This is a genomic window from Stenotrophomonas sp. YJH_SMC_8, from assembly GCF_059371315.1.
Genome location: NZ_JCAFUL010000006.1, coordinates 1 through 13,553 on the forward strand (window position 1 = coordinate 1; position 13,553 = coordinate 13,553).

General features: G+C 66.9%; 16 protein-coding genes. 8 read left to right on the plus strand and 8 right to left on the minus strand.

Annotation, left to right across the window (positions count from 1 at the left end):
• Positions 1-149: 149 nt before the first annotated feature.
• Positions 150-1,076, minus strand: coding sequence for a LysR family transcriptional regulator (locus AC5P88_RS08945; protein ID WP_106548631.1), 927 nt, complete (start codon positions 1,074-1,076; stop codon positions 150-152).
• 149 nt (positions 1,077-1,225) lie between these two features.
• Here AC5P88_RS08945 and AC5P88_RS08950 point away from each other — a divergent pair, with 149 nt between their 5' ends.
• The 4 genes from AC5P88_RS08950 to AC5P88_RS08965 all read left to right on the plus strand — a co-directional run bounded on the left by AC5P88_RS08950 (position 1,226) and on the right by AC5P88_RS08965 (position 4,027).
• Positions 1,226-2,092 carry a pirin family protein gene (locus tag AC5P88_RS08950; RefSeq protein WP_106548632.1) on the plus strand — a complete coding sequence of 289 codons (867 nt, stop codon included), beginning with the start codon at positions 1,226-1,228 and terminating at the stop codon, positions 2,090-2,092.
• Between the two features lie 72 nt (positions 2,093-2,164).
• On the plus strand, positions 2,165-2,845 hold the full coding sequence (locus AC5P88_RS08955; RefSeq protein ID WP_495224818.1) for a hydrolase: 681 nt from the start codon (positions 2,165-2,167) through the stop codon (positions 2,843-2,845).
• Between the two features lie 57 nt (positions 2,846-2,902).
• Entirely contained in the window at positions 2,903-3,544 is a 642-nt protein-coding gene (locus AC5P88_RS08960; protein WP_106548634.1) for a hydrolase, read from the plus strand.
• Between the two features lie 84 nt (positions 3,545-3,628).
• The gene (locus tag AC5P88_RS08965; RefSeq protein WP_106548695.1) at positions 3,629-4,027 is read left to right on the plus strand and encodes an OsmC family protein; all 399 of its coding nucleotides are present in this window, start codon (positions 3,629-3,631) and stop codon (positions 4,025-4,027) included.
• Between the two features lie 61 nt (positions 4,028-4,088).
• Here the strand turns inward: AC5P88_RS08965 and AC5P88_RS08970 are convergent, their stop codons facing one another.
• The 6 genes from AC5P88_RS08970 to AC5P88_RS08995 form a co-directional block, all read right to left on the minus strand.
• Complete coding sequence (locus AC5P88_RS08970) at positions 4,089-4,418, minus strand: hypothetical protein (RefSeq protein WP_049409507.1); 330 nt, start codon at positions 4,416-4,418, stop codon at positions 4,089-4,091.
• Between the two features lie 98 nt (positions 4,419-4,516).
• Positions 4,517-6,262, minus strand: coding sequence for a putative porin (locus AC5P88_RS08975; protein ID WP_106548635.1), 1,746 nt, complete (start codon positions 6,260-6,262; stop codon positions 4,517-4,519).
• Positions 6,263-6,304: 42 nt separating this feature from the next.
• On the minus strand, positions 6,305-6,970 hold the full coding sequence (gene tolA, locus AC5P88_RS08980) for a cell envelope integrity protein TolA (protein ID WP_106548636.1): 666 nt from the start codon (positions 6,968-6,970) through the stop codon (positions 6,305-6,307).
• Positions 6,971-7,009: 39 nt separating this feature from the next.
• Positions 7,010-7,423: an ExbD/TolR family protein gene (locus AC5P88_RS08985; RefSeq protein ID WP_495224819.1), complete on the minus strand. Its 414-nt coding sequence runs from the start codon at positions 7,421-7,423 to the stop codon at positions 7,010-7,012.
• A 10-nt stretch (positions 7,424-7,433) separates the two neighbouring features.
• Positions 7,434-9,218, minus strand: coding sequence for a DUF2341 domain-containing protein (locus AC5P88_RS08990; protein ID WP_106548637.1), 1,785 nt, complete (start codon positions 9,216-9,218; stop codon positions 7,434-7,436).
• A 38-nt stretch (positions 9,219-9,256) separates the two neighbouring features.
• The gene (locus AC5P88_RS08995; protein ID WP_495224820.1) at positions 9,257-10,873 is read right to left on the minus strand and encodes a ShlB/FhaC/HecB family hemolysin secretion/activation protein; all 1,617 of its coding nucleotides are present in this window, start codon (positions 10,871-10,873) and stop codon (positions 9,257-9,259) included.
• 201 nt (positions 10,874-11,074) lie between these two features.
• Between AC5P88_RS08995 and AC5P88_RS09000 the strand changes: the two genes are divergently transcribed.
• Entirely contained in the window at positions 11,075-11,410 is a 336-nt protein-coding gene (locus AC5P88_RS09000; protein WP_106548639.1) for a hypothetical protein, read from the plus strand.
• Between the two features lie 90 nt (positions 11,411-11,500).
• Here the strand turns inward: AC5P88_RS09000 and AC5P88_RS09005 are convergent, their stop codons facing one another.
• A complete protein-coding gene (locus tag AC5P88_RS09005; protein ID WP_106548640.1) occupies positions 11,501-11,950 on the minus strand; it encodes a general secretion pathway protein in 450 nt (149 codons plus the stop codon).
• Positions 11,951-12,065: 115 nt separating this feature from the next.
• Between AC5P88_RS09005 and gspH the strand changes: the two genes are divergently transcribed.
• The 3 genes from gspH to AC5P88_RS09020 are packed head-to-tail and all read left to right on the plus strand — an operon-like array spanning position 12,066 to position 13,482.
• Entirely contained in the window at positions 12,066-12,512 is a 447-nt protein-coding gene (gene gspH, locus AC5P88_RS09010) for a type II secretion system minor pseudopilin GspH (RefSeq protein WP_495224821.1), read from the plus strand.
• Complete coding sequence (gene gspI, locus AC5P88_RS09015) at positions 12,509-12,871, plus strand: type II secretion system minor pseudopilin GspI (RefSeq protein WP_495224822.1); 363 nt, start codon at positions 12,509-12,511, stop codon at positions 12,869-12,871. Before gspH ends, gspI begins: the two co-directional genes overlap by 4 nt.
• The gene (locus AC5P88_RS09020) at positions 12,868-13,482 is read left to right on the plus strand and encodes a prepilin-type N-terminal cleavage/methylation domain-containing protein (RefSeq protein WP_495224823.1); all 615 of its coding nucleotides are present in this window, start codon (positions 12,868-12,870) and stop codon (positions 13,480-13,482) included. Before gspI ends, AC5P88_RS09020 begins: the two co-directional genes overlap by 4 nt.
• Positions 13,483-13,553: the final 71 nt, after the last annotated feature.

The following is a 13,553-nucleotide window of genomic DNA, read 5'->3' on the forward strand; positions in this document are numbered from 1 at the left end:
CGGGCGGTTCAGGGAGAATCCGGCGTGGGGACCCAAGCTACTTCTCGGTCGCAAGACCTGGATCCACACGGTCGCCCACGCCGGGCTCTCGGCACCCAAGGTGCCAGATCGGCAAGAGATAAGATCCACGCCATGCGTGGAGGGCGGATCTACGGTTCCTCCAGCGCCTCGAAGCGTTCGGCGAGGTAGTCGATCAGCGCACGCACCGCAGGCAACAGGCCGCGTCGCGACGGGAACACTGCGTGCACGATGCCATGCTTTGGCGCCCACTCCGGCAGCACCGGCACCAGCGCACCGCTGGCCAGCTCGTCGCTGATCATCATCCGCGGCAGCATCAGCAGGCCCACCCCGGCCACCGCAGCGGTGCGCAGCGCGATCATGTCATCGCTGACCAGCCGGGGACGATGGTGCACACTCGCCTGCACGTCCTCCGGCCCGGTGTACTCCCATACATGCTGCTGGCTGGGCGATGCCAGATCCACCGTCGGCATCATCGCCAGGTCAGCCGGCACCTGCGGCGTACCGAGCCGCTGCAGCAGCACCGGACTTGCACTGGTGCACCAGACCCGCCGCGCCAGAACCCGCACCACCAGGTCGCTGTCTTCCAGTGGAGGTGGCCGCACCCGGATCGCCAGGTCCATGCCCTCGCCCACCACGTCCACGCGGCGGTTGGTGGCATCCAGCTGCACCGTCACCTGCGGGTGCAGGGCCAGGAAGTCGGCCAGCATCGTGCCGATGCGCGCATGCAGGATCGCGATCGGGCACGCCAGACGGATGGTGCCGCGTGGTTCGGCGCGTGACATCGCAATCGCTTCTTCGGCCGCTTCTGCCTCGACCAGCATCGCCTTGCAGTGGCGGTAGTAGTCCTGGCCGACCTCGGTGACCGAAAAACGCCGGGTCGAGCGCTGGATCAGGCGCACCCCCAGCCGTTCCTCCAGCAGCGCGATGCGCCGGCTCAGCTTCGACTTCGGCATGGCCAGTGCCCGGCCTGCCTGGGAGAAGCCGCCGTGCTCGACCACCATGGCGAAGTAGAACAGGTCGTTGAGGTCGCAACGGCGGATGTCAGCGATGAACACGGGGCGATCTCCTACGGCGCAAGGCCCCGCCCATTGTTCACCAGATAGGACTATGACGGCAAATACTGGCGTCTACCGGGCCAATTGTCACGACGATATCGTCTTCGCAACGAAGAACAGCGGCCGGCAGCCCCGGCCAGGAGATCGCCATGAAGCGTGTTACCGGTACCTACAGCGCGCCCCGCCCGCACTGGGTGGGCGACGGATTCCCCGCCCGCTCGATGTTTTCCTACAACACCCACGGCCAGCACCTGAGCCCGTTCCTGCTGCTGGACTATGCCGGCCCCTACAACTTCGCGCCCAGCGATACGCCGCGTGGCGTCGGCCAGCATCCGCACCGCGGTTTCGAAACCGTCACCATCGTCTATGAGGGCGAGGTCGCCCACCGCGACTCGACCGGTGCCGGCGGCACCATCGGCCCGGGTGACGTGCAGTGGATGACCGCCGCCTCCGGCATCCTCCACGAAGAATTCCATACACCGGAATTCAGCCGGCGTGGAGGCACCCTGGACATGGTCCAGCTGTGGGTGAACCTGCCGGCGCGCGACAAGATGGGCGCACCTGGCTACCAGACCCTGCTCGACGCAGAGATCCCCTCGGTTGAACTGCCTGAAGGCGCCGGCCGCGTGCGTGTCATCGCCGGTCGATTCGACAGCCACGCCGGTCCAGCGCGTACCCACACGCCGATGGATGTCTGGGACATCCGCCTGCAGCAGGGCCACCACGCCGAGCTGCCGGTGGCCGACGGCCGCACGCTGGCGCTGGTGGTGCTGAAGGGCGTGGTCCGGATCAACGGGGGCCAGCCGGTCGGCGAGGCACAGCTGGTCACCTTCGACCGCAGCGGTGAAGACGTGTTCGTCGACGCCGACAGTGACGCCACCGTGCTGCTGCTCAGCGGTGAGCCGATCGATGAGCCGGTGGTGGGCTATGGCCCGTTCGTGATGAACAGCCAGGCCGAGATCGCGCAGGCGGTCAACGACTTCAACAGCGGCCGCTTCGGCCAGATCGCGCACTGATCGTTTCAAAGCGGCGGGCACTGGCCCGCCGCACCCTCCGGGCCATCGCCCACTTTTTCCAGGAGACTGACCATGAGTACCCCCGCCAACTTCAACGGTGCCCGCCCGGTGATCGATCCGGACAACGCTGCGATGCTGTTGATCGACCATCAGAGCGGCCTGTTCCAGACCATTGGTGACATGCCGTTCACCAGCGTGCGCGCCCACGCCACCGCGCTGGCGAAGATGGCCACGCTGGCCAGGATGCCGGTGATCACCACTGCCTCGGTTCCGCAGGGACCGAACGGCCCGCTGATCCCTGAGATCCACGACGCGGCCCCGCATGCGCAGTACGTGGCGCGCAAAGGTGAGATCAACGCCTGGGACAACCCGGAATTCGTTGCTGCGGTGAAGGCCACCGGCCGCAGGCAGCTGATCATTGCCGGCACCATCACCAGCGTGTGCATGGCCTTCCCGTCGATCGCCGCCGTCGCCGATGGCTACCAGGTGTTCGCGGTCATCGACGCGTCGGGCACTTACTCGAAGATGGCCGAGGAAATCACCCTGGCCCGCGTGGTGCAGGCCGGCGTGGTGCCGATGGACACCGCTGCGGTGGCCTCGGAGATCCAGCGCAGCTGGAACCGCGACGATGCCCAGCAGTGGGCCGAGGTCTACACGAAGATCTTCCCGAACTACCAGCTGCTGATCGAAAGCTACCTGAAGGCCCAGGACGTGCAGAAGAACCAGGAGCAGCTGGATTCGCAGCGCAGCTGAGCTGCCCCCCGGGGGTGCCGGCCCGCTGCCGGCGCTCCTTCCAACCGGAGACCTACCATGTCCAGTGAACCGATCCGCGACCCGGCCAGCGACCACCTGCTGACCCCGCAGAACTCCGCTTTCATCATCATCGACTACCAGCCGGTGCAGGTGAACTCCATCGCCTCGATGGACCGCCAGCTGCTGGTCAACAACATCGTCGGCACCGCCAGGGCTGCGGTGGCTTACGGGCTGCCGATCGTGCATTCGACGGTCAACGTCAAGACCGGCCTGAACAAACCGCCGATTCCGCAGCTGCGCAAGGTGCTGGGCGACCATCCCACCTACGACCGCACCACCATCAACTCCTGGGAGGACGTCGAGTTCCGCAAGGCGGTGGAAGCCACCGGGCGCCGCAAGCTGATCATGACCGCGCTGTGGACCGAGGCGTGCCTGACCTTCCCCGCCCTGGACGCACTGAAGGAAGGCTACGAGGTGTACGTGGTGGTCGACGCCGTTGGCGGCACCTCGCTGGCCGCGCACGATGCCGCGCTGCGCCGCATCGAACAGGCCGGTGGCCAATTGATCAGCGTGCCGCAGCTGTTCTGCGAGCTGCAGCGCGACTGGGCCCGTTCGGAAACGGTTCCCGCCTTCATGAACCTCTTCATTGAAACCGGCGGTACGGCGGGCATCCAGTTCTCGTACGATCGTACCGAGTGATTGCGTGGCGGCGCCGGCCCTGGCTGGCGCCGCCCTTGGGAACGGTCGAGCATGGCTCGACGCTATAGACAGATGGAGAACATGATGGCCTACGCACGCATTGTTTCGAGCGCCGACAACTACCTGCACCACATCAGCAATGGCACATTCGATGTGGATGCGGATGAGCCTGCCTCGCTGGGCGGCCGGGGCAAGGGCTTCGCGCCGTTCGATCTGTACCTGGCATCGCTGGCGGCCTGCACCGCCATCACCCTGCGCATGTACGCGCAGCGCAAGGGCTGGGAACTGGGCGAGTTCCATGCCGAGCTGCGCTCGGACCGTGACGAGGATGGACGCTTCCATGTGCACCGCGTGCTGCATGCCAGTGCCGAGCTGAGCGATGCACAGTGGCAGCGGTTGCTGGAGGTCGTGGAGAAGACCCCGGTGACCCTGGTGATGCGCGAGGGTGCGCGCATCACCAGTGAACGCGGGGCCGCCGCGTAACCCCATCCACGCATGGCGTGGATCTACTGGCGACGCTCGCCGGGCATGGCCCGGCGGCCACTCAGCGCCGTGAATGCAGCACGGTGCGCTGGCGCATCGCGTTGAACTCCTGTTCCACCTGCTGGATGTCCTCGGCCTGGAAACCGGCCGCATCCAGCAGCTGGTCGGCGGCAGCCGCCGCCAGCGGATCATCGTCACGCTGGCGCCAGCAGCGCGCCGGCAGGAAATAGCCCACTTCGCTGCGCCCACGCATGATCACCACCGGCCGTCCCGCATACAGCAGGAACTCCGCCAGGTGCTGGCGCAGCCCCTCCACCGAGACGTAGGCCGGCCCGATGCCCAGCGACTGGCTGGACGGTTCGGGACTCTCGAACAGCTTGCGACGGCTCATCCACTCCTCCTTATGTGCAACGCGTGGTCTCCTTTCCTTAGACGGGCGCATCGCTGCGCCCCCGCCACGCACTACGTGATCCGCATCACGCCGGCCACTCAGAACCCGGTGTTGAACTCCAGCTGGAACACGTCGATCGACAGCGGCGCACCGGACACTTCCTTGGCCGCCATCCACTTGCCGCTGATCCAGCTGCGCGCGTCCAGCGCGTAGGCACCGCCCACGTAGTAGCCGCGGGCGTTGGTGCCGCCGAGGTGGAAGTTCGGGTCGTTGTAGGCGTCCGGCAGCGCATCGGCCGCGATGTGCTTGTAGCCCAGCAGCGCCTGCCACTGGCCCTTCTCCTTCAGGTCAGTGGCGCCGAAGGTGGCCTGCACCATCCAGGCGGTGTCGCCACTGCGGAAGGTATCGATGCCGACAGTATCGCCGGCGCCGTAGTTGTTGACGATGCCGTTCTGGGCGCGCCTGAACATGGCCTGCTTGTCGTAGGCCAGGTTACGGATGTAGTCGCCATCCAGGCGCAGACCGATGCCCTGCGCCAGCTGCGTATCCCAGCGCAGGTTCAAGGTGGCCAGGCGGAAGGCCGAGGCCAGGCCGACATACTGCGGGGTCGGCGTACCGGCCGGATCCTCCGGGTTGCGCGCGATGTTGCGGATCAGCATCAGCGTGTTGCCCTTCTGCATGAACGCCGGGCGCGACCAGTCGGTGTCGCAGCCTACCGCGCCCGAATACAGCGAGCACGTTGAGGACAGGCGACCGCTGATGTTCTTGAAATCGTAGTAGCCCAGCGCAGCACGCAGCGCATTGTCATCGTTGAAGCGCCAGTTCACGCCCACCTGTGCACCCGACAGCCACTTGTTCTCGTTCGGAGTCTTGACCTTGCTCTGGCTCGGCGAGCTGTCGGAGGTGTACTCCAGCGGCACCACCGCGAGGTTGCCGAACAGGTCGACGTCCCCCCCGTTGAAGTCGTACTTCAGGTTCGCGGCCAGGCCATCGAAGTTGAGGTCGTTGGAGAACAGCGTGTCGCTGGTCCAGAAGGGATTGCTGAAGCGGCCACCACGCACTGTCACCCAGTCGGCCGGGCTGTAGGCCAGCCAGGCCTGGTCCAGCCACACGTCCTTCTTGCTCAGGCCACCGCCCAGCTGCTCGGTGGTCGACACCGGGCCATTGCTGCTGCCGCTGGCCAGGCGTACGCCGGCCGTGGTGTGCTGGCCTATGGTTGCCTCGATGCCAAGGCGGGCACGGATGCGCCACAGGTTGCGACGGTCCTGGCGGGTGTTCAGCAAGGGCGGCAACTGCAGATTGGTGTTGGTATTGGTGTCGAAGCCGTTGCCGGAGTTGATCGATGCCCAATTGCTCACGATGTCGCTGTTGCGCTCGGAATAGAAGCGCGACTCGCTGCGCACGCGCATGTCCCCGGTGACCTTGATGCGCTTGGTCCATTCGGCCACTTCGTTCGGTGCCGCCCAGCCTTCGGACTTGGCCTGCGCCATCACGTCCTGGCGCACTTCGTCACGAATGCCATCGCGCACGCTCTGCGGCACGTAGGGCACGCGCACGTCGCCGGCTTCCAGGGCCACGCCGCCGCTGGCGGCCGAAGGTGCAGTGGTCGCGGTGCGCGATGCGGCCGCTGCTTCAGCCTCGGCCTGCACCAGCAGTGCCTGTCCATCTTCCGGCTTCAGCGCGCCGCTGGCGATCAGGCCCTTGATCAGCTTGACCATGGTGGTTTCAGCGGCCATCGCACCGGCCGGGGCAGCCAGACTGAGCAGCACGGCGCAGCACAGCAGCGCCCGTCGGGCCGGCCGCGGGCGGCGGGAATCGGTTCGTGCGCGGTCGTGGTCGTTCATCACGGTTCTCATCCAAAGAAGGGAAATCACGGAAGTCGGGAATCAGGCGCCGGGACGGCGGCCCTGGATCAGCACGCGGGCGGGGAAATCGAGCGACGGTGGCGGTGCCTGGTCAACCTTGCCGATGCGTCGCAGCGCATCGAGCACGGCAGCGTCGGCCTCCTCGTTGCCACTGCCGCGCACCAGCTCGACCTTCTCCAGGCGGCCATCCGTGGCCAGCCAGACGTTCACCTGCAGCTGGAAGGCCAGGCGCTTGACCTTGTCGTCGCGCGAGATCGCCTGCTGCATCAGGTAGCCGAGGTAGCGCCCATACGTCGCATTGCCGGCGCCACCACGGCCGACGCCGGATGAGCCGCCGCCGCTGCCGGACTGGATGCCGAAGTTGTCACCACCGGCCTGCGCATCGGCATTCATCGTTACCGGGTCTGCATTGTCCGGCGTCGGCGTCGGCTCTTCGGCCGGCGTCGGCTGATCCAGCGGCTCCGGTTCGGGCATCGTTTCTTCCGGCGGCGTCTCCGGCTCCGGTGGCTTTTCCGGCGGCGGTGGTGGCGGCGGAGGTGGTGGCGGCAACGCCAGCATCGGCGGCTGCACCACCGGCCTGCGGGTGCTGGCGGTGTCCTTGAACAGCATCCACCACACGGCAATGCCGAGCACCAGCAACGCGGCCAGCACCAGCGCGACGGTCACCAGCAGCTGGCGACCGCGCATGCCGGGTTCCGGCCGAGGGGGTTGATGGGCCGTCATGCCTCAGCCCTGCGCCTTGCCGGTGACCAGGCCGACCTGGGCCAGCTCCAGCCGCCGCAGCAGGTCCAGCACCTCGACCACACGGGCGTACTGCACCTGCGCATCACCGCGCACGATCACCGGGAAATCCGGCGTGGTCGCACGTTCGGTGCGCAGGCGGTCTTCCAGCTCGGCCATCGTCACCGGGTAGGCATCCAGGAACACCTGGCCGCTTGGGTCGATGGTGATCGCCTTGGTCTTCGGCTTCTCCAGCGCGACGCTGTTGCTGGCCTTCGGCAGATTGACCTCGATTCCGGGGATGGAGGCGTTGCTGGTCAGGATGAAGATCACCAGCACCACCAGCAGCACGTCGACGAAGGGCGTCACGTTGATGCCCTTCTCGCGCTTCTTGATGCCGAACTTCGCCTTCAGGCCCATGGCGCGCCCCTCAGCCCTGGACCGCGGCCGGGCCGCGCCCGTCCTGCTCTTCGGCCAGGCGCGCGGCGAACTCGTCGATGAAAACCGCCATGTCGGCGCCGATCGCCTCGGCGCGTGCGCCCAGGTAGTTGTAGCCGAACAGCGCCGGGATCGCGACACCGAGGCCGGCCGCCGTACACAGCAGCGCCGCGGCCATGCCTGGCGCCACCGAGTTGATGTCCACCGCGCCGGCCATCGCCGCCACCACGAACACCAGCATGATGCCGATCACGGTACCGAACAGGCCCACATACGGCGCCCCCTCAATCGTGGTCGACAGCCAGTTCATGCGCCGCGCCATCGCCTCCTGCTCGCGCACCATCACCGCATCCATCGAGGCGCGGATGGCGGCGATGGTGGCACCACTGAGGTAGCCACTGTTACCGTCGCGCTGGTGACGCTGCTGCATTTCATCGATGGCCACCTGGTAGATGCGCCACAGCGAACCGTCATGCATCGCGGTCGGCGCCTTGCCCTGGCGGTCCATGTCGGACAGCGTGCGCAGCGGCACGCCCGACAGCTTGCCGAAACTCTCGGTGAACACCGCATTGGCCTTGCTGGTGCGGCCGAAGTGGCGACCCTTGGCGATCATGATCGCCCACGACAGCAGCATCATCAGGCCGAGGATGGCCACCACCACCCAGGCGTCGAACGGCATCGCCTTGAGGATGAAGGCGAAGTGGCTCTGGCCCGCCGACTGCTCGTCGGCGCCGTAGCTGATCAGACGCGAATCGGCGCCCTGTGCAGTGGCATCGGCCAGCAACAGCGCTGCCGGACGCGCCACCCGCGAGATGCGCAGCTCATCCAGCGCGCCCTCGAAGTTGGCCAGTGGCTGCGCCGCGCCCGGGGCATCGGCGCCCACCACCGGGGCGGTGCTCATCGCTGGCAGCTCGCCGCTCAGCTGTGCGACCACGCGACCGTTCAGGTACAGCTGCACTGCGCCCTTCTCGGCGGACAGTGCAACGTGCGCCCACTGCCCTTCCGGGATCGGCTGTGCCGGCGTGCTGCGCTGGCCATTGAGCTGCACGAACGGGACCCGGTTCTCGATGCCCAGCACCAGTTCGGAAGCACCGTCACGACGGGCATAGATTGCCTGTGCGGCGTTGTTGCTGCCGGGCTTGATCCAGGCCGAGACGGTGAGCGGCGCTCCTGCTTCCTGCGCAAGCGACGCGCTGGCCGGCAACGGCAGCGGGCCTGCGCCCAACTGCACGCCGCGACCGATCACCGAACCCTCGGCAGGCGGCACAACGGCACCGGCATTGTTGCCGTAGGCGGTGGTATCGCGGGCCGGGGCATTGGCCTCGGCAAAGTGGTAGACCAGCGTGTAGTCCGGGTCGAACACCTGCTGGCCGTTGCCGCTGGCCGGGGCCTTTTCGTTGCCGTAGTACATCCAGATCGTCTGCGGCGCGGCGGCGCTGACCGCCGGCACGTCCACCCAGACCAGAGCCAGGCCCAGCTTGGGATCGAACTGTTCGATCTGGTGGGCCAGCACGGTACGGCCATCGCCCGAGACGAAGCGCAGGTCGTTGCCCGCATCCTGGGTGCCATCGAAACCGAAGTTGCCGGTATGCAGGCGCAGCAGCAGCGGCGTGCGGCCCGGGTCACCGGCCAGGCCTGCGCCCTGCGGGCCAGCGTCGACGGTGATCGGCTTGCGGTACTTCCATTCGGCCTGCCACCAATTGGCATCGGCCGCAGCAGCGGGCAACGCAACCAGCGCGGCCAGCAACAGCAACACTCGGGAAAGCAAACGGTCCATGCGAAGGGTCTCCGGAGAACGCATGTTCAAGGAAAGGGTCAGTAACTGGTGCTGATGTTGAAATGCAGGCGCGGGTCGTCCTTGCGCGTGACCGGGCCATCGGCGTAGGGCCAGGCGTAGTCCAGGCTCAGTTGCAGGTGTTCGCCCAGGCGCAGCTGCGCGCCCAGGCCGACCGAGGCCAGGTTGTACTTGTCACGCTGCTCGGGCAGCGGCTGGCGCAGGCGCAGATAGGCCGCGTCGGCGAAACTGTAGACACGCAGATCGGTACCGCTCCACAGCGACCACGCCGGGGTCCGCCACTCCAGGCTGGCCAGCCCGCCGTAGTCGCCGATCGCCTCGGCCGACAGGTAGCCGCGCACGGTGTACATGCCACCGGCGGCGAACTGCTCGGCCGACACCAGCGGCGCATCGGTCACCTGCAGCGAGCCGCGCGCATACCACTGCCAGTCGCTGCCGAAGGTATGGGTGTTGGCCACGTCGGCCTTGAAAGCGACGAAACTCGGATCGGCCCAGTAGCGCTTCTGGCCGAACGCGGTGGCATCGCTGCCGTAGCCGAACAGGCGGCGGGTACCGGCCACCAGCTGGGTGTTGATGCTCAACTGGTCCTGCTCGCCCTGACGCACGCCAACGAAGGCCAGAGTGATCGGCGCGTACTTCAGCGGCGTCTTCAGGCTCTCCTTGCCCATCTGCGTGTCTTCCTCGGTGTCCTTGAAATCCACACCGAGGCTGAGCTGGCGCCACCACTGGCTGCTGCCCGCCAGACGGTAGTTGAGCTTGACGCCGATCGAATGACCATTGCCGATCACATTGGTGCCAGTGCCGCTACCGACCTGCCCACCTGCGTTCAGCACGCGGCTGTCGGACTTGTAGCCAGACGCTTCCAGGCTCCACGGCGTGCCTTCGAACGGCATCGTGTACGAGGCCGAGAACACCTTGGCCTGTTTGGCGTCTTCCGGCGCCAGGTACACGCCGATGTTCGCGCTGTGGCCACGCTTCCACAGGTTGTCGTAGGCCAGCGATGCACTCAGGCGCAGCTTCTCGGTGTCGGCGCTGTGGTCGTTGTTGAGTGACGCGCTGGCACGCCACGGCGACTTCTCTTCAACCTGCAGGTCCACATCCATCGTGCCCGGCACCTGGCCCTCGCGCACCAGTGGCATCACCTGGCGGCGGCCACCTTCGTTCAGCGCGGTCAGTTCCTTCTGCGCCTGGTCGAAGTCCGGCACCTTGCCCTCGGCCAATGCCGGCACGCGTTCGCGGATGCGCTCGGGCGATTCATGCTTCGTGCCTACTACCCGCAGCTGGCCGATCGGCGTCTGCTGCACCTTCAGCAGCACCACGCCACCACTGACCTGCTGCTCGGGCAGCTCGACGTAGACCGACTGGTAGCCGGCCTGCTGGTACAGCGCATTGACAGCATCGCGTGCCTTCTCGACATCGGCCAGGGTCTTGCCCGGGCCCAGGAAGGGCTCCACCGCGCGTTCGATCTGGCGCGGATCGAGCACGGTATTGCCGCGCACGATGTATTCATTGATGTTCACGCTGGGCGCAGGCGCCGCCTCCTGCGCGAACAGCGGCAGCGGCAACGCGGCCAGCGCCAGCACCAAGGGATGCAGGCGCAGCGGAAGGCGGACGGCTCGGCACGGAACAGGATTCATCGAAGGCATCGCGTCGTATCGAAGGAAATGGCCAGGGAGCGGCGCGTGGGTCTACCAACAGGACGTGTACGCCGCGTCAAAGCCGCCAACAGTTTTGTGACAGCACTGTCATCTTCTGACAGCGACGAAACGGCCGTCGGCGGAAGCTTCCCTCGCCACACGTCTTCTTTGCAGAACGTCATTTGCAGCGGGAGAATCACTATGCGTGCGCCATTGAAGGCAGCCGTCCGCCCTACCCTCGCCCTGGCACTGCTGCTGGTGCTGCCATCGGTTCGCGCCGAGGAAGCAAAGAAGCAGGTAGATGCCGTGCCCTGCATCGAGGTGCAGGTCAACGGCGAGCGCATACCGGCCTGGGACTGCCTGCAGCGCAAGCTGGCACCGGCATCGAAAGCGGCAAAGTCACCGGCGCTGCCGGAGGCCGAACGGCTGATGCGACAGCCCGGCAACCAGCTGATGCAGTACAACCTGGAAGGCACACGACAGCGCATGGGCGATGCCTTTGGTCGTTCCGTGGTGCCACAGCGCCCGGCGCGCTGAGCCAGCGCCTTTGTAGAGCCGATCCCATGCTCGGCTGTCTTTGCATTCATCGGCGATGCCGCACAGGCGCAGCCGAGCGCGGGCTCGGCTCTACAGGGCGGCCGGTACGATGCCCTCGGTCGGCATCGGTGGCAGCTCGGGCACTGGCAGGCTGCGCGGTTGACCGGCCTGGTTCAGTTCCACTGCGCTGGCACTGATGCTGGCCAGCACCGTGCAGGGTCCGAGGCGTTGACCTGGTGCGTACGCCTCCGCGGGTCGGCCATCCACCGACAGCAATGCCAGCGGCGCGTGTTCACCGGCCATCACGCCGAGCACCACCACATCGGTCTGCACTGCCCCAGGGGACAGCAGCCGTACCAGCGGCAGGCTGGCCACCGCGTCGAACATCGGACGTACCGGTGCCTCTGCATGCGCTTCACTGGCCACCGCCGCTGGCGCCACCGCAGACAGGGTGACGCTCCAATAGGCCACCACCGCCAGCAGCAGGGTCGCCGCCAGCAGGGTCAACATCCGATTGCGATCCCAGCGCCTGCCGTCCATGTTCCGCACCACCGCCACGTTCGTGTCTGCCCACGCTAGCAGCTGCCGCTGACGCTTTTGTTTCATCATGCCGGCCTACGCTGGCAGGCATCGACCCGGACAGGAGGCAACGTCGATGCAGCGCGTGCCGCGTGGCTTCACCCTGCTGGAACTGATGGTGGTGCTGGTGATCATCGGCATCTGCACGGCAGGTATCGGCCTGGGCCTGGGCAGCCTGCTTGATCCGGGTCGGCAGCTGCGACAGGAGGCCGAGAGATTGGCGCAGCGCCTGCAGGTTGCACGCGACGAGGCTCGTATCGATGGTCGCCCTCTGCGCTGGCAGGCTGACGCCAACGGCTACCGCTTCAGCCGCCGCGAAGGCAGCCGCTGGGTGACTGTCGAGCGTGATGATCTGTTGCGTCCGCAGCACTGGCAGGTCGGGGGCATTGTGGTGCAACCCGCCGGCGCCATCGAACTGAGCCCAGAGTGGATCGGCACCGCCTGGGATCTGGGGCTGTCGCTGGACGGCCGCACACTGCGTCTTCGTGATGATGGCAGCGGACAATTGCAGGTCGTGCAGTGAAGCAGAAGGCACACGGATTCACCCTGATCGAAGTGCTGATCGCGCTGGCGATCGTATCGATTGCACTGGCGGCGGTGATGCGTTCGGTGGCAGTGGCGACCGACGATCAGTCACGGCTGCGGGATCGCCGGCTGGCACTGATGTGCGCACAGGACCGCTGGCAGGAGCTGCGCCTGGCCGGGCTGCCCCCGCAGGATGCGCGGCAGCGCTGCGTGCAGGGACGCGGCAGCTTCCTGGTGATCCAACACCTGGGCACAGGCAGCGACGGTCAACCGCAACTGGAGATGAGCGTGGTGGCCGAGGATGCACCGCGGCAGTCGTTGGCGCGGATGCAGGTGCCGTGGACGGCGGCGCCGTGAAGCACGCGGCCCGGGGCTTCACCCTCATCGAGGTGATGATTGCGATCACCATCATGGGCGTGCTGGCGCTGATCTGCTGGCGTGCGCTCGACAGCGTGGCCAGCAGCGATCAGCGCCTGCGCCAGGCCGATGCCGAGACCACGACGGCGCTACGCGTGCTGCAGCAGTTCCAGCGTGATGTCGAGATGCGTGCGGATGATGCGCTGATGAATGGCGCGGTGCGCCCGGCAGATCGTCCGCAGCGGTTGCTGCCGCCGTCGCTGGTGAGTGAACGCCATCCGGATGGGAGTTTTGCGCTGGAGATCACCCGCAGTGTCGGCAGTGATGGACTGCGTTGGCAGCGGGTGCGCTGGTGGCGGCAGGGGAACACGCTGTGGCGAGCCAGTGGTGCGGCCACGGACCGCTATCCGCTGCCGGCGCCGGAGTTGTCGAAGGGGATTGTTGTTGCGCGCGAGGTGCAGCGGTTCGAGGTGCGGGCCTGGCAGCCCGGTGCAGGCTGGGCAGTGTTGCCGAGCGACGGCGAGGTGCTGCCGGCTACCGGGCTGGAGCTGCGATTGGGGCTGCGCGATGGGCGTGGGCCGTTGAGTTACCGGAGGGTGCTGGCGCTTTAGCGCGGCACCGGGTGTTTCATCCACGCATGGCGTGGATCTACCGTGGGTGCCGGCCATGCCATGGTGGGTGC